This is a genomic window from Streptomyces sp. NPDC087263, from assembly GCF_044744645.1.
GTDB lineage: Bacteria > Actinomycetota > Actinomycetes > Streptomycetales > Streptomycetaceae > Streptomyces.
In genome coordinates this window covers 432,925-447,685 of sequence record NZ_JBIUYT010000001.1, presented here as the reverse complement: position 1 = coordinate 447,685, position 14,761 = coordinate 432,925, and the positions used below count along the sequence as shown (strand labels likewise).

At 71.5% G+C, this 14,761-nt stretch carries 14 protein-coding genes; 8 read left to right on the top strand and 6 right to left on the bottom strand.

Annotated elements, in window-relative coordinates:
- Window positions 1–14 precede the first annotated feature (14 nt).
- The 5 genes from ACIPC1_RS02015 to ACIPC1_RS01995 all read left to right on the top strand — a co-directional run bounded on the left by ACIPC1_RS02015 (window position 15) and on the right by ACIPC1_RS01995 (window position 4,261).
- Window positions 15–1,028: an SDR family NAD(P)-dependent oxidoreductase gene (locus ACIPC1_RS02015; protein ID WP_402512460.1), complete on the top strand. Its 1,014-nt coding sequence runs from the start codon at window positions 15–17 to the stop codon at window positions 1,026–1,028.
- A gap of 109 nt (window positions 1,029–1,137) precedes the next feature.
- Entirely contained in the window at window positions 1,138–1,851 is a 714-nt protein-coding gene (locus ACIPC1_RS02010; protein ID WP_402512459.1) for an NDP-sugar synthase, read from the top strand.
- Between the two features lie 9 nt (window positions 1,852–1,860).
- Window positions 1,861–2,775, top strand: coding sequence for an NAD-dependent epimerase/dehydratase family protein (locus tag ACIPC1_RS02005; RefSeq protein WP_402512457.1), 915 nt, complete (start codon window positions 1,861–1,863; stop codon window positions 2,773–2,775).
- A complete protein-coding gene (locus tag ACIPC1_RS02000; RefSeq protein ID WP_402512456.1) occupies window positions 2,772–3,467 on the top strand; it encodes a spherulation-specific family 4 protein in 696 nt (231 codons plus the stop codon). Before ACIPC1_RS02005 ends, ACIPC1_RS02000 begins: the two co-directional genes overlap by 4 nt.
- 41 nt (window positions 3,468–3,508) lie before the next feature.
- Window positions 3,509–4,261, top strand: coding sequence for an endo alpha-1,4 polygalactosaminidase (locus ACIPC1_RS01995; protein WP_402513360.1), 753 nt, complete (start codon window positions 3,509–3,511; stop codon window positions 4,259–4,261).
- 75 nt (window positions 4,262–4,336) lie between these two features.
- On the opposite strand, the gene ACIPC1_RS01990 is transcribed toward ACIPC1_RS01995, so the two are convergent.
- The 6 genes from ACIPC1_RS01990 to ACIPC1_RS01965 all read right to left on the bottom strand — a co-directional run bounded on the left by ACIPC1_RS01990 (window position 4,337) and on the right by ACIPC1_RS01965 (window position 11,025).
- Window positions 4,337–5,833 (bottom strand): MFS transporter, encoded by a 1,497-nt coding sequence (locus ACIPC1_RS01990; protein ID WP_402512455.1) that lies wholly within the window; start codon window positions 5,831–5,833, stop codon window positions 4,337–4,339.
- Window positions 5,834–6,000: 167 nt separating this feature from the next.
- Window positions 6,001–6,432 carry a heme-binding protein gene (locus ACIPC1_RS01985; RefSeq protein WP_402512453.1) on the bottom strand — a complete coding sequence of 144 codons (432 nt, stop codon included), beginning with the start codon at window positions 6,430–6,432 and terminating at the stop codon, window positions 6,001–6,003.
- A 36-nt stretch (window positions 6,433–6,468) separates the two neighbouring features.
- Complete coding sequence (locus ACIPC1_RS01980) at window positions 6,469–8,016, bottom strand: MDR family MFS transporter (protein WP_402512452.1); 1,548 nt, start codon at window positions 8,014–8,016, stop codon at window positions 6,469–6,471.
- Window positions 8,013–8,597 carry an NADPH-dependent FMN reductase gene (locus ACIPC1_RS01975; protein ID WP_402512450.1) on the bottom strand — a complete coding sequence of 195 codons (585 nt, stop codon included), beginning with the start codon at window positions 8,595–8,597 and terminating at the stop codon, window positions 8,013–8,015. The genes ACIPC1_RS01980 and ACIPC1_RS01975 overlap by 4 nt, the downstream gene beginning before the upstream one ends.
- Before the next feature lie 65 nt (window positions 8,598–8,662).
- The gene (locus ACIPC1_RS01970; RefSeq protein ID WP_402512448.1) at window positions 8,663–9,598 is read right to left on the bottom strand and encodes a fumarylacetoacetate hydrolase family protein; all 936 of its coding nucleotides are present in this window, start codon (window positions 9,596–9,598) and stop codon (window positions 8,663–8,665) included.
- Window positions 9,599–10,173: 575 nt separating this feature from the next.
- A complete protein-coding gene (locus tag ACIPC1_RS01965; protein ID WP_402512447.1) occupies window positions 10,174–11,025 on the bottom strand; it encodes a hypothetical protein in 852 nt (283 codons plus the stop codon).
- 271 nt (window positions 11,026–11,296) lie between these two features.
- On the opposite strand from ACIPC1_RS01965, the gene ACIPC1_RS01960 reads away from it, so the two are divergent.
- From ACIPC1_RS01960 to ACIPC1_RS01950, 3 genes are all read left to right on the top strand, one after another.
- Entirely contained in the window at window positions 11,297–12,055 is a 759-nt protein-coding gene (locus ACIPC1_RS01960) for an SDR family NAD(P)-dependent oxidoreductase (RefSeq protein ID WP_384384024.1), read from the top strand.
- Window positions 12,056–12,248: 193 nt separating this feature from the next.
- Window positions 12,249–13,079 (top strand): FadR/GntR family transcriptional regulator, encoded by an 831-nt coding sequence (locus ACIPC1_RS01955; RefSeq protein ID WP_402512445.1) that lies wholly within the window; start codon window positions 12,249–12,251, stop codon window positions 13,077–13,079.
- On the top strand, window positions 13,076–14,746 hold the full coding sequence (locus ACIPC1_RS01950) for a thiamine pyrophosphate-dependent enzyme (protein WP_402512444.1): 1,671 nt from the start codon (window positions 13,076–13,078) through the stop codon (window positions 14,744–14,746). Before ACIPC1_RS01955 ends, ACIPC1_RS01950 begins: the two co-directional genes overlap by 4 nt.
- Window positions 14,747–14,761: the final 15 nt, after the last annotated feature.

Genomic DNA, 14,761 nt, shown 5'->3' with positions numbered 1-14,761 from the left:
GAGGAGACAGACCCGTGACCGAATCCGGACCCGTAACCGGACCCGTCGCCGTCACCGGAGCGGAGGGCTTCATCGGCTCGCACCTGGTGGAGGCGCTCGTCGCCGCCGGGCACCGGGTGCGCGCGATGGCCCAGTACAACTCCTTCTCCTCCTACGGCTGGCTGGAGACGCTGCCCGAGGACGTGATGGACAGCGTCGAGGTCGTCCTCGGCGACGTACGCGACCCCGGCTCGGTGGACCGGCTGCTGGCCGGCACGGAGGCCGTCTACCACCTGGCCGCGCTGATCGCGATCCCGTACTCCTACCAGGCCCCGCACAGCTACGTGGACACCAACGTCACCGGCACCCTCAACGTCCTGGAAACGGTCCGCCGGCTCGACATCCCGCGCCTGGTGCACACCTCCACCAGTGAGACGTACGGGACGGCCCAGACGGTGCCGATCACCGAGGACCACCCCATCAACACCCAGTCCCCGTACGCCGCTTCGAAGGCGGGCGGCGACCGGCTGGCCGACAGCTACCACGCGAGCTTCGGCACTCAGGTGGTCACCCTGCGGCCGTTCAACACCTTCGGGCCGCGCCAATCCATGCGCGCGGTGATCCCGACCGTCATCGGGCAGGTCGCCGCCGGGGAACGGACCATCACCCTCGGCGATCTGCGGCCCACCCGTGATTTCACCTTCGCCAAGGACACCGCCCGGGCCTTCCTCGCGGTGGGCACCGCGCCCGCCGAGGCCGTCGTCGGCCGCACCTTCAACGCCGGTACCGGCGGCGAGATCTCGGTCGGCGACCTCGTCACCCTGATCGGCAAGCTGATGGCCGCCGACCTGGAGGTCCGCGAGGACCCGCAGCGCATCCGCCCGGCCGGATCGGAGGTGATGCGGCTGGTCTGCGACGCGTCACGGCTGCGCGCCGCCACCGGCTGGGCGCCCGCCCACAGCCTCGAAGAGGGCCTTGAGGCCACCATCGACTTCTTCCGCGACCCGGCGAACCTCGCCCGCTACAAGACGTCCGTCTACAACATCTGACGGCTCCCTGACCTGTCCCTGGCTCCACGACCTACCGAGTCCCTGAACCCAGGAAATCGGTGACACCGAATCGGCGACACCTGACGACAGTCGGAAGGAAACCCCCACGATGCATGCAGTCATCCTGGCCGGAGGCAAAGGCGTGCGGTTGCGGCCCTACACGACCGCCCTGCCCAAGCCGCTCGTTCCCATCGGCGACCAGCACGCGATCCTGGAGATCGTGATGCGGCAGCTCGCCGGCGCCGGCTTCACCACCTGCACCATCGCCATCGGGCACCTCGGCCACATCATCCGGGCCTACGTCGGCAACGGCTCCCAGTGGGGCCTGCGCGTCGGCTACGCCACCGAGGACAGCCCGCTGGGCACCATGGGTCCCCTGCTGACCATGCTCGACCGGCTGCCCGAGCACTTCCTCGTCATGAACGGCGACATCCTCACCGACCTCGACTTCAGCGCCGTACTGCGCAGTCACGAGAGATCCGACTCGCCGCTCACCATCGCCACCTACGCGCGTACAGTCGCCATCGACTTCGGCGTACTCACCACCGAAGGCGGCAAGGTCGTCGGCTTCGCCGAGAAGCCGAGCATGGACTACCGGGTCTCCATGGGCGTCTACGGACTCTCCCGCTCCACACTCAACGGCTACACCCCCGGTCTGCCGCTCGGCTTCGACGAACTGGTCCTGGACCTGCTCAAAGCCGAAACCCCGCCTGCCGCCTACGAGTTCGACGGCTACTGGCTCGACATAGGGCGCCCGGACGACTACGACAGGGCCAACGCGGAGTTCACCACGCGCCGCCCCGCCCTGCTCAAGGGAGTGTGACCCGGCATCATGCGCATCCTCGTCCTGGGCTCCACCGGATTCCTGGGCGGCCACGTCGCCGGGCAGCTGCGCACCCTCCCGGGTGTGCGGGTGCTCGGCGGCGGCCGCACGATGGACCCCGGTCTGCCCGTGAACCTCCCCGTCGACCTCGCCGCCGTCTCCGTCGCCGGACTCACCCGGTCCCTGCGGGCCCTCGCCCCCGACGCGGTCGTCAACTGCGCGGGCGCCGTCAGCGGCGACCCCGTACGCATGGCCGAGACCAACGCCCGCGGACCCGCCGTACTGTGCGAGGCGCTGCGCGAGGCGGCCCCCGGTGCCCGCCTCGTCCACCTCGGGTCGGCCGCGGAGTACGGGCCGACGCCCGCCGGGCAGACCCTCACCGAGAGCTCGCCGGCCAGCCCGCAGGGCACATACGGGGCGACCAAACTGGCCGGTTCGTACGCGGTGACCGAAGCCGGGCGGACCGGCCTGGACACCGTCGTCCTGCGGGTGTTCAACCCGCTCGGCCCCGGCTCACCCGCCGCCAGCCTGCCCGGACGCCTCGCCGACGAACTGCGGCGTGCCCTGCCCGACGGCACGGTCACCGTCGGCGACCTCTCGGCCTACCGCGACTTCGTCGACGTACGGGACGTGGCGCGGGCCGCCGTGCTCGCGGTGACCACCCCCGGCCCGCTGCCTGCCGTGCTCAACATCGGCAGCGGCACGGCCACCCGCGCCCGGGACCTCGCGGAGGAACTGGCGCGGACCGCCGGATACCGGGGCCCGATCGAGGAACGCGGCGCCGGGTCGCAGCGCTCCTCGGCCGTGTCCTGGCAGCGGGCCGACGTGAGCGCCGCCGCGGACGCGCTCGGCTGGCGGCCCGAACTGACGCTGCCCGACTCGCTCGCCGGCCTGTGGGCCGAGCACACCGGGGTCCCGGCGTGACCGACGCGGCGACGGACCCCGCCCGCGGCCGACTGCTCGTCCCGCTCTACGTGCACCCGGCCGTGGACCCGGCCGCCTGGCGCGCCCTGATCCGCGCCGGACCACAGCTCTACGGCGTCGTCCTCAACATCGCCGACGGACCCGGCGACACACCCGACCCGGCCTTCGTCACGGCCGCCGCCCAACTACGGGAGGCGGGCGTGCGGGTGCTCGGATACGTGGACACGGCCTACGGCGCGCGGTCGGTCCGCGCGGTCGTCGGCGACCTGCGCAGACACCGCCGCTGGTACGACACCGACGGCGCCTTCCTGGACCGTACGGCCTCCGGCGCCGAGGCCCTGCGCCACTACCGCCGGCTGACTCGGGCGGCCCGTCTCTGCGGGGCCGACACCGTCGTCCTCAACCCGGGCGTCCATCCGGCCCCGGGCTACGCCGAGTTCGCCGACCTGCTGGTCACCTTCGAGGGCACCTGGAAGACGTACCGCCACACCGACTTCACCGTGCCCGCCTGGACCGGCGCGCATCCGCCCGACCGGTTCTGCCACCTGGTGCACGGCGTCCCGGACGGGCTCTGTCCGCTCGCCGCGCGCACCGCCCGGATGCGCGGAGCGGCCGTGCACTGCGCCGTCCCCGGCAGTGGCGCGAACCCGTGGAGCGGCCTGCCGCCGACCCTGGAGAAGGAGGCGTCTTGAGGCTCGCCGCACGGCCAGGACCCGCAACCGCCCTCACCCTCATGCTGCTTGCCCTGCTCCTTGCGGGCTGCTCCACCAACACCCCTGACGCGCCGCGCCGTTGGCAGCCGCGCCCCGGCACCGCCTGGCAGTGGCAGCTCAGCGGCCGGATCGACACCTCCGTGCAGGTCCCGGTGTACGACATCGACGGCTTCGAGAACAGTGCCGCGGTGGTCAAGTCCCTGCACGCCGACGGGCGCAAGGTGATCTGCTACATCAACGCCGGTTCCTGGGAGGACTACCGCCCCGACCAGAAGGACTTCCCCGCCTCCGTCCTCGGTAAAGGCAACGGCTGGGAGGGCGAACGGTGGCTCGACATCCGCCAACTCGACGTGCTGCGCCCCCTCATGGCCAAGCGCATGGACATGTGCCGCTCGAAGGGGTTCGACGCCGTCGAGCCCGACCTCCTCGACGGCTACACCAACAAGACCGGCTTCCCGCTCACCGCCGCTCACCAACTCGCGTACAACCGCATGATCGCGGATCTGGCACACGACCGAGGCCTGGCCGTCGGGCTCAAGAACGACCTGGAGCAGATCCCGCAGCTGGTCGGGGACTTCGACTTCGCGGTGAACGAACAGTGCGCGGAATTCAGCGAATGCGCGTCACTGACACCGTTCGTCAAGGCACGCAAGGCCGTCTTCCATGTGGAGTACGACGTGCCCACCGGGAAGTTCTGTCCCACCGCCGACCGGCTGGGCCTCGACTCGATGCTGAAGCGGCTCTCGCTGGACGCGTGGCGCCGGCCGTGCTGAGCCGGACACGACCTCTTACGGGCACCACGAGGGGCGGCCGTCGGGGGTCAGTCGGCCGCCCCTGCATGGATCACCTCACCTGGCCACCATCTCCGGCTCTTCCTGGCCAAGGTTGGCCGGTGTGTTCCGGCGCCCGCCGAGCGTGAGGCCCGGCAGGGCCACCAGGAAGGCCACGGCGGCGAGGGCGGCGCCGCCGAGGAGACCGACCCGGGCGGCGGCGGCGAAGTCGCCGTGACTGGCGGTCATCTCACTGAAGTACAACGAGGTCGCCAGCGCCGTGCCGAGCGAGGTGCCGATCTTCATGCCGGTCTGGTAGATCCCGGCCGCGGTGCTGCCCTCCTTGCGCGGTACGCGGTGCAGGGCGAGCGTCTGGTTGGCGGCGATGACGAGGCCGGCGCCGCAGCCGGCCACCAGCAGCGGCCCGGCGAGCAGCAAGGCCATGGGAGCGCCCGAGGAGGTGTCGACGACCAGGGCCGTGCCGGCCAGCCCGAGGGCGGTCACGGCGGTGCCGACGATCACCAGCGGAGCGCCGACGCGGTGCACGATACGGCCGCTGATGACGCCGCAGACCGCCGAACCGACGGTGAACGCCACGATGGACAGCGCCGCGTGCAGTGCCGTGTAGCCGAGGCCCTGCTGGAGGAACTGGGTGAGCACCAGGAAGATGCCGGTGAACCCGCCATACAGGGAGGCCGCGATGAGCGTGCCCACCCAGTAGTGGCGCTCACGGAACAGGTTCAGGTCGACCAGTGGCTGCCGGCCCTGTCGTGCGACGGAGCGTTCGTGCAGGACGAAGACGGCCAGGAGTGCGAGGCCGGTCCACGTCAGCCACCACCGGCGGTCGACCCAGCCCCCGCTCTGCAGCAGCGGCAGCATCACGGCCGTGACGGCGAGGCCGAGCAGCAGGACACCGACCAGGTCGAGGGTGCGGCGCGCCCCGACGCGCCGGCCCTCAGGCAGCAGGCGCACGGCGAGGAAGAGGACGACGACGTCCACCGGGATGAACGCCAGGAAGACCCAGCGCCAGCCCTCGCCGGTGCCGAAGACGTGCAGGATGATGCCGCCGAAGAGCGGGCCGATCGCCGTCGACAGGCTCACCGTCGCGCCGTAGTAGCCGAAGGCCCGGCCCCGTTCGCGCGCCGGGTACATCTGGTGCAGCATGCCGACGACCTGAGGGGCGACCAGGCCGGCCGCGACCCCTCTGGCGAGCCGTGCCGCGTCCAGGAATGTGGCGTCGGGTGCGACTCCGCACAGCACGCCGGTGATGATGAACAGCACCATGCCGATGACGAAGATCTTCCGGCGGCCGAACTCGTCCCCGAGCCGGCCGGCCGGCACCAGCATCAGGCCGAAGGTCAGGGTGTATCCGGCGAGCGACCAGGTGACGTCGGCGGGCGTCAGGTGCAGGTGCTCCTCCATCGAGGGCAGCGCGACGGTCACGATGCTCACGTCGAGGAGGGTGAGGAACGCGGCGGCTATGCAGATGAGCAGGGCCTGCGTGCGTCGCTTCGAGGTCAGGTAGGGGGGTGTGGGTACAGCGGTTGTTTCGAGGTCTTCAGGCGTCTTTGCCATGGCGTACCTCAGTTCCCATCGGCTGTCTGTAGCGGCCTTTCGATGCCGTGGGGGCGCGGCGGCGCCCCGCCGGGAATGTGGCTCCGACGTGGGAGTACATCCGTCTCCGGTGGTGATGCCGTGGCCCGCTCCGTCCCGGGAGCGGGCCACGGCCGTCTGGATCCGGGTCAGCCCACGTCGGCCACCAGGCCCGCCTTCTCCACTCCGAAGACGGCGACGATCTCGTCGTTCTCGGGCCGCTCTCCGCTGACGCCCACCGAACCGAGCAGCTCGCCGTCCTTGTCGCGGACGAGCACACCGCCCCGGGAGGAGGCGACGCGGCCCTCGGAGATGGCGGCCAGGGCGGCGAAGAAGGCGGGGTCACGGGTGGCGTGCCGGGCCCCGGCCGCGCCGCCCGAGCCGGTGCCGAGGCAGCCCCATGCCTTGGCGTGCGCGATCTGCGGACGCAGGATGCCCGCGCCGTCCTCCCGCTTGACGACCTGGGGGTGGCCGCCCGGGTCGAGCACGGTGATCGTCAAAGGTCGCAGTCCCAGCTCGCGCGCGTGGCTCAGCGCGGCGTCGACGATCTCGGATGCCTGGTTCAGGCTCAGACCGGTCATGTCTGTGGCTCCTCTGCTTTCTTGCTGTTCTGGGTGTTATGCGTTTTCTGGAGTGTGGTCAACGGGTCGGGTGAGGGCAGGGGGTCTCCTTTTGCGGCGGAGTTGATGCTTGCGCCGACCGGTGCGGGGAGCGGGGATCGTGCTCGCCGCGTCGGCGTCGCTGACCCGCGTGGCCGCGTATAGGCCCAGCAGGTTGATCGCGGCGGCGGTGAGGAAGGCCGCCCGGTAGCCGGACATGTCCGGGGCGCCCCCGGCCCCGGCAGAGCCGCCCGTGGCCGACACGAGGACGGTGGTGGCCACCGCGACGCCGGTGGCGCCGCCGAGCCTGCGGCCGACGTTGAACAGGGTCGAGGCCCGGCCGGAGGAGGACGAGGTGACCGTGGCGAAGGACGCGGACTGGGTGGCCACGAACACCTGCCCGACGGCGAGCCCCATGAAGAAGAGCAGCAGCCGGACCCACCACAGGCCGGTGTCCTCGTGCCACAGGCTCATCAGCGCGATGGCCGTGCTCGTCCCCACCGTGCCGAGCATCAGGTGCCTACGGGGGCCGAGCCCGCGGTAGAGGAACCGGCTGGCGAGCTGCGAGCCGATGACCACGCCCATGGCCTCGGCGAAGATGGTCAGTCCCGCGGCCAGTGGGGTCATTCCCCGCTCGTCCTGGAGGTAGAGAGTGAGGGTGAAAAGGGTGCCGAGGAAGGCCACCGACTCCACCGTCATGACCGCGGTGCCGGAGGCGAACAGACGGTTCGCCAGCAGCCGTACGTCCATCATCGGGAACTCCTTGCGGAGCTCGACGACGATCATCGAGACGACCAGGACGGCACCGCAGGCCAGACAGGCGGTGAGGGGAGCCGTGGTCCAGCCCCGCTCGGGTCCCTCCGAGACGCCGTACATCAGCAGGCCGAGGCCGGTCCCCGCGAGCAGGAACCCGGTGAGGTCGAAGCGTTCGGCGGGCCGAGCGGGTTCGTTGCGCAGATACAGCAGGCCGAACACGGTCGCGAAGACGCCGACCGGCACATTGACGTAGAAGATCGCCCGCCAGGAGACCGAGGTGACCAGCAGACCGCCGACCACCGGGCCGAGGGTGGGGGCGAGGCCGTTGGCGATGCTCAGGATCGCCGAGGCCCGCACCCGTTCCCCGGGGGCGAAGGCGCGCAGCAGCATCGCCATGCCGACCGAGGCGAGCATGCCGCCGCCCGCGCCCTGGAGGATCCGGAACGCGACCAGTTCGCCGAGGCTCGTCGCCATCCCGCAGAGGGCCGAGCCGAGCGTGAAGACGGCGACGGCGGTCAGCAGGGTGCGTTTGCCGCCGAAGCGGTCGCCGAGCCAGCCGGAGGCCGGGACGAAGACGGCCAGGCTCACCAGGTAGGAGATCGATACCGTGTCGACGCCGGTGGACGGCACCGAGAAGGCACGGCCGATCGACGGCAGTGCGACGTTGACGATGGTCATGTCCAGCGTGCTCAGGAAGAGCCCGGCCACGTAGACGACGCCCACGGCCACCTTCTGGCTGATGACGATCCGTGGGCCGCGCCGCCCGTCCGGCTCGCCACCGGTGGACTGCGCGACCGGGCCCCCGCTCACCCGACCGGGTCGCCGAGCCGGAGCGCGGAGAGCGCGGCGGTCAGCCGGAGCAGCTCGTCCAGCATGCTCGACGCGTCCGCGTCCAGCCCGGCGGAGGACTCGAACGTCCCGCCGGGGGTCACCGCCGTCCGGATGGACGGGATGTGCACGGAGTGCGAGAGCGGCACCATCTTCAGCGCGGACACGACCGGGATCAGCGCGGTGACGGCTCTGGCGCCGGCGGAGACACCGCCGTAGGCGACGAAGGCGGCCGGTTTGCCGGCCCATTCCTTCGCCAGGAAGTCCAGGGCGTTCTTGGTCGCCGCGTTGTAGCTGTGGTTGTACTCGGGGACGACGAACACAAAGGCGTCGGCGGCGCGCACGGTCTCGCTCCAGCGCCGGGTGTGGTCGTGGTCGTACTGGCCGCGCTGTGGGGGACGCGGCTCGTCGAGGAGCGGCAGGCCGACCTCGGCGAGGTCGACGAACTCGATGCCGAAGCCCTCGTGCCGTACCGCGAGGTTGTGGAACCAGGTGCCGACGGCGTGGCCGCGCCGGCCCGGGCGGGTGCTGCCGACGATGATCTGCAGGTGGGGTACGGACATGACTGACCTCCGGTTGCGCAGCGGCTCTGTGGGCGTGGACTCTCTGGGCTCAGTGGTTCAGTGGCTCAGTCGTCGAGGACGACTTTGTTCTCGATGACTCCGAGTCCTTCGACCTCGCCGCGGACCACGTCGCCCGGCAGCACGTTGCCGTGGCCGAGGGGTGTTCCGGTCGACAGCACGTCGCCGGGGGCCAGGGTGAGCGCCTCGGTGAGCCAGGCCAGTTGCTCGGGGAGGCTGTGGAACATGTCGGCGGTGCTGCCGTCCTGGCGGAGTTCGCCGTTGACCCAGGAGCGGATGCGCAGCCGGTGCGGGTCGGGGATCTCGTCGGCGGTGACGAACCAGGGGCCGGTGATCCCGTACGTGTCGAAGCCCTTGGCACGGTCCATGCGGTTGTTGTCCAGATCGGAGACGTCCCGCGAGCCGGTGTCGCAGAAGGCGACGTAACCGGCCACCGCCCGCAGCGCGTTGTCCGGTGTGAGGAACCGTGAGCGCGGGCCGATGACCGCCGCCAGCTCCATCTCCGGGTCGACCTTCTCGCTGATCGCCGGATAGCGGAGCGCGTCGTAGGGGCCCGCGAGGGAACTGGGGGGCTTCAGACAGCCCTGGAGACCTCGCCGGGGCTGCGGCGGTGCGGAAGTGACGGGCGAACGGGGGTAGTTGGCGAGCATGCACCAGATGGTCTGCGGCCGCCCGACCGCCGGGCCGAGCCGTTCGGGCTTGTCGGACCAGAGGCAGTCCTCGTGCAGCTCGCCCGTGTCGGCGTTGTCGACGGCCCAGTCGAACGCCGTCCGGACGGCGGTGAGTTCGGGATCCGCCTGGAGAAGCGCGGGCAGATCACCGGGCACGTCGAGGCGGGAGCGGGCCACCGCGTCGTCCCGGTGGACGCCCAGGCTCTCCAGCCGCCGCACGAACGCGGCCTGGATGTCGATGAGGTGGTGCGGAATCACTTCGGCGAAGCAGAGCCGGTCGCCGAAGGGGGTCCGCCGGGTGGCGATTTTCACTGGACTCTCCGTGGGTGCGGGTGGGTGGGACCCTCCGGCTGGCGGGGAGGGTCCCACCGGGGTGGTCCGTCCGGGGTCGAGGTGACTCGGACGGCTGGGCCGGGAGACCGCGGGGACGGGGTGATCCGGCGGCGGGACTCGGGAAGGGGGCCGCCCGAGCCCCGCCTGCCCTGGCAGCCGCTCGGGCCGGCTGGCCGTACCCGGCGCGGGCGGCGGCCTTGGCTGCGAGGAGGCCGCCCGATGCGGGGAGCTGTCGGCCGGTGGGCCCGGGGAGCGGGCCGGGGCGGCGTCGGCGTCCGGCCGGCCGCGCCCTGCGGGCGGGGCCGTGCGGCTGCCGACCAGCCGGTACAGGCGGTACGGCGGTGAACAGCCCGTACGCGTGCACGGATACGGGCTGGACACGTCCACGCGTACGGCCATGTCCTGACCGTGTCGGCCGGGACCGGGCCGGGCCGGTGTCGGCGTACGGCCGGATCGGCTGCGTATCCGTTTCCGCCCGTGCAGCCCCTCGCCGACTCGGCCGGCGAGGGAGTGCAGCCGCCTCGCTCTGCCCACGTCGGCCGCACGCCGCCGGCTCAGCCCCCGGCGGCGTCCTTCGCGTTCTCGAAGTTGATGCCGCCGTCGGTGACGACGGTGACGAACTTGTCGTCGTCGGGCTCGACCGGCTGCTGGATCGGGGGCAGGCCCACGGTGAACAGGACCAGCTCCTCGGTGGCCGCGTAACGGACCTTCTCCCCGGGGTCGGCCTCCACCGCGCCGAGCTTGCCGACCTCGGTGTCCTCGACCGTGCCCGCGCCGGACAGGACCACCGTCAGGCGACGGGCGTCCTCGCTCTGCGACACCCACTCGGCGCCGGCCTCGATCTTGACGAACTCGATCCAGAACTCGCGCTCGGTGTACGTGCCGATCGGCTTGCGCTTGACGCCCGACCAGCCCGCGACCGGCAGCCAGTTGAGGTGGTCCGGGTTGCTGATGACCACGCCGTTGTAACGCGGCTTGGGGAACTTGTGCTCCCGCCGGGGGCGGCGCTCGGCCTGTGCCTCCTTGTTGTCCGGGCCACGGCCGCGGCCCGCGCTCATGCCGAGCGCGGAGGCGCCGGCGAACTGCAGCACGAGCTGGATCTGCTTGGGGTCGGTCAGCGGGTCGTCCTGCGGGCCGTAGGTCTGGCCCTCGGGGAAGTAGCCGACCTCGCCCTCGCGCAGGATCCCCTGCTCGCCCAGGTTCATGTCGCCCACCAGCGGCAGCCGGATCTGCTCGAAGGTGTGGCAGTGCCGGGGCATGCGGAAGTCGGCCTCCTGGCGGCCCAGGATGTAGCGGTAGTTCTCCATGGGCTTGCTCCGGTCACCCATGAGCAGATAGTTGAACGAGACCGTCCCCCTGGGGTGGTCCATCTTGAACGCGTTCTCGTCGAACGGTGCGATCTTCATCGCGGTCCTCCGTAGGTTCAGGTGTATGCCCCTGCGGGGCCGGCGCGTCCGGTGACCCGGTCCGGTCGGCCTTCTCGCGAGGGGCCTGATGACTGTTCGCGACCGGCCGGGCAGTCCTGCCACGGGTCCTGCCACGGGTCCCACCGCGGCGCACTCGTCCAGATGACATCCGGTTGTCGCTGTATCCACGAAACCTTCTTGGTAGGTTTGTGTCAAGGTAGGTCGTGAGCTTTTCATCGGAACGAAGCGTCATGGGGCGAAGGAGTCTGAGATGGCCGGCATGGATCTGAAGGGAACCGTCACCGTGGTGACCGGTGCTTCCAGCGGGATAGGCGCCGCCGTGGCGCGCGTCCTGGCGGCACGAGGTTCGGCTGTGGCCCTGGTCGCCAGGCGCGAGGACCGGCTCGTCGCGCTGGCCGAGGAGCTGACGGCGGCGGGCGGGCGAGCCCTGCCCGTGGAGGCCGACGTGACCGACGCGGAGCAGGCCCGCGCGGCCGTGGAGCGCGCCGTGGAGGAGTGGGGGCGGCTCGACATCCTCGTCAACAACGCCGGCGTGCCCCAGCGGGGCCCGCTGATGGACTCCTCACCCGCGGAGTTCGACCGGGTGGTGGGGGTGAATCTGCTCGGCAGCCTGTACTGCGCGCACGCCGCCCTGCCGTATCTGGTCGAGGCGGCCGCGAGTGAGCCCCGTCGGGTCGCCGACCTGGTCAATGTCAGCTCGGTGGCGGGGCACGTCGTTCACAAGACCACGAGCGTGTACAACGCGAGCAAGTTCGGGCTCAACGCGTACAGCGAGGCGCTGCGCCAGGAGGTGGCGGGCCGCCGGGTCCGTGTCTCGGTCCTCGAACCCTCCGCGGTGACCACCGACTTGTTCCCCCGCGAGGCGCGGGAGGCGATGGCCTCCCAGATCGGCTCCTACGAACGGCTGAGCGCCATGGACGTCGCCGACGCCGTGGAGTACGTCGTGACGCGGCCCGCGCACGCCGCGGTGAGTCAACTGCTCATCCGCCCCAGCGAGTCGGAGCGTTGAGCACCGCTTCAAGGCTTGCAGGCCTGTAGTCCCTGTAATCCCCAGTAGTCACTGTCATCCCTGTCATCCCCGTAATCCTGAGGCCCTTGAAAGAACCTACCTAGTAGGTTAACTTACTGGTTGGATAGGCCGTCGAAGTCCCTTGGGCACGCCAGTCCGGGGAGCGAGGTCCAGGAACCCCTTTGGGAGTGTCATGTCCGTGCCCCATACCCCCGCGAAGATCTACCGCGGCCGGGTGGCCGACCAGATCGTCGAGGACCTCCGCGAGCAGATCCTCAGCGGTGCCCTTCCGGACGGCTCGCGGCTGCCCTCCGAACGGGAACTGGCGGCGTCGTACGACGTCAGCGCGCCCACCATCCGTGAGGCGATCCGCGTACTCACCGCGATGGGCCTGGTCACCACCCGCAACGGCAGCCGGGCGACGGTCAACGCGCAGGGCGACACCCTGCTCGCCATGTCCATCGCCTCCGTCGTGCAGTTCGAGAAGGTCGGCGCCCGCGAGGTGTTCGGCCTGCTCGGCGCCCTCAACGCGTACGCCGCCGAACTCGCCGCCGAAAAAGCCTCCGACGAGGAGATCGCCGGCCTGCGGGCCGCGGCCGAGACGAGCGCGGCGGCCGAGGGCGTCGAACAGTCCGCCGCCGCGCTCCAGCAGTTCTTCGTCACCCTCTCCGAGATCTCCCACAACCCGCTGCTGGCCGCGCTGTGCCGGTTCATCACCGAGGTCCAGATCGGCCTCGCGGTCAAGCTGGCCGGCAGCGAGGGCAGGGACTGGGGGCGTATCGCGGGCGCCCTCCAGACGGAGCGCCTGCACATCGTGGACGCCATCGCGGGCCGCGATCCCGCCGTCGCCGCGTCCGCGGTCCGCGCGTACCACCAGAGCGCGGTGGAGCGGATCATCTCCGTCCGCAAGGGCGACGAGACCGCTGGATCCGACGTCGGGCTCACCGAGGCCCTCACCGCGTGGCTGCGCGCCAACGTGGGTCTTGGCGGGCAGGTCGCGAACCGAAGGAGCACGCTGTCGTGACGTATGTACTGGAGACCAGCACAGCCGGAACCAGCACAGCCGGACCAACCAGCGCCGCGGCTAGCGCGGCCGCGATCCGCACCGTCCGCGACGCCGCCTTCGACGTCCTGCGGCTGCACGGGCTGACCACACTGTTCGCCAACCCGGGCTCGACGGAGGTGTCCCTGCTCACCGACCTGCCCGAGGACCTGGAGTTCGTACTGGCCCTGCACGAGGGCTCGGTGGTCGGAGCGGCCACCGGCTGGGCCCTGTCACGCGAGCAGCCCGCGCTGGTCCTGCTGCACACCACGGCCGGCCTCGGCAACGCGGTGGGCGCGCTGGCCACCGCCCGCGTCAACCGGGCACCCCTCGTGGTCCTGGTGGGCCAGCAGGACCGCCGGCACCTCGCCCAGGAGCCCTTCCTCGCAGGGCGGTTGGACGGCCTGGCCGGGGACTACCCGGTCCGGGTGGAGTCACCGGTACGCGCCCAGGACGTGCCCGGCGCGATCGCACGGGCCGTGCACGCCGCCCGCGAGGGAAGAGGCCCCGCGCTGGTCCTCGTCCCCATGAACGACTGGGCGGAGCCCGCCGAGGACCTGCCCGTTCCCGCGCCCGTCGCACTGCGCCGGGCGGCGTCGGCGGACATCTCGGTCGTCGCCGAGGTCACCGCACTGCTCGCCGGAGCCACCGCACCGGCCCTCGTGGTCGGAGCGGGCGCGGACAACGAGGGCACGTGGACCGCGCTCACCTCCCTCGCCGAGCGGCTCGACTGCCCGGTGTGGCAGGAGCCCTTCGGGGCACGCGCCGGATTCCCGCAGGACCACCGGCTGTTCGCCGGACACCTGCCCTCCGACCGGCCCCGGCTGCGCGCCGTGCTCGACCCGTACGACCTGTTGCTCTGCGTGGGCGCGCCGTTCCTGCGCCAATACCCTTACGCACCGGGAGAGTTGACCGGAGCCCGAGTGGTGGTCGTCACCGACGACCCGGCCGAGGCGCACCGTGCTCCCGCCGAACTCGCCGTGGTCGCCGCGCTGCCCGACTTCTGCGACCGGCTCGCCCGCCGCACCCCGCCCCGGCCCGCGACGACCGAGCCTGTACCGAGGGCTCCGCACCCCGAACCCCCCGCCGCCGGGGAGCCGTTGAGCCCCTCCCACGTCCTGGCGGCGCTCGCGCAGCGGCTGCCCGCGGACACGGTGATCGTGGAGGAGACCCCTTCTTCCCGCCCGGACCTGCACGCCCTGCTGCCCGCCCGGCGGCCGCTCGGCTTCCTCAGCGCCGCCATGGGCGGGCTCGGGTTCGCGATGCCCGCCGCGATCGGCGTACGCATGGGACAGCCGCGCCGCCCGGTGGTCGCCGTCGTCGGTGACGGATCCTCGCTCTACCAGATCCAGTCCCTGTGGACCGCCGCGCACTACGGCGTGGGCGCCGTCTTCGTCGTCCTCGCCAACGGCCGCTACGCGGTGATGGACCGGCTCGCGGAGCAGCAGGGGGGCAAGCCGCCGTGGCCGTCCTTCGAGGAGGTCGACGTGGCCGGCCTCGCCGAGTCCTTCGGCTGCCCCGTCCGCAGGATCGACGACTACACGGACCTGTGCGAGACACTCGACGCGCTCTGCCCCGGGCTGGCCGACCGCACCGAGCCGCTCGTTCTCCAGGTGACCGTGAGCGCGCAGGGCGAGTTCAAGCCCTGATGCCCGGCGGACCGC

What these genes read in the sequence shown, in the direction of transcription:
- ACIPC1_RS02010 (WP_402512459.1), top strand. Translation starts at nt 1,138, where the DNA reads ATGCATGCAGTCATCCTGGCCGGAGGCAAAGGCGTGCGGTTGCGGCCC.
- ACIPC1_RS02005 (WP_402512457.1), top strand. Translation starts at nt 1,861, where the DNA reads ATGCGCATCCTCGTCCTGGGCTCCACCGGATTCCTGGGCGGCCACGTC.
- ACIPC1_RS01995 (WP_402513360.1), top strand. Translation starts at nt 3,509, where the DNA reads ATGCTGCTTGCCCTGCTCCTTGCGGGCTGCTCCACCAACACCCCTGAC.
- ACIPC1_RS01990 (WP_402512455.1), bottom strand. Translation starts at nt 5,833, where the DNA reads ATGGCAAAGACGCCTGAAGACCTCGAAACAACCGCTGTACCCACACCC.
- ACIPC1_RS01985 (WP_402512453.1), bottom strand. Translation starts at nt 6,432, where the DNA reads ATGACCGGTCTGAGCCTGAACCAGGCATCCGAGATCGTCGACGCCGCG.
- ACIPC1_RS01975 (WP_402512450.1), bottom strand. Translation starts at nt 8,597, where the DNA reads ATGTCCGTACCCCACCTGCAGATCATCGTCGGCAGCACCCGCCCGGGC.
- ACIPC1_RS01965 (WP_402512447.1), bottom strand. Translation starts at nt 11,025, where the DNA reads ATGAAGATCGCACCGTTCGACGAGAACGCGTTCAAGATGGACCACCCC.
- ACIPC1_RS01960 (WP_384384024.1), top strand. Translation starts at nt 11,297, where the DNA reads ATGGCCGGCATGGATCTGAAGGGAACCGTCACCGTGGTGACCGGTGCT.
- ACIPC1_RS01955 (WP_402512445.1), top strand. Translation starts at nt 12,249, where the DNA reads ATGTCCGTGCCCCATACCCCCGCGAAGATCTACCGCGGCCGGGTGGCC.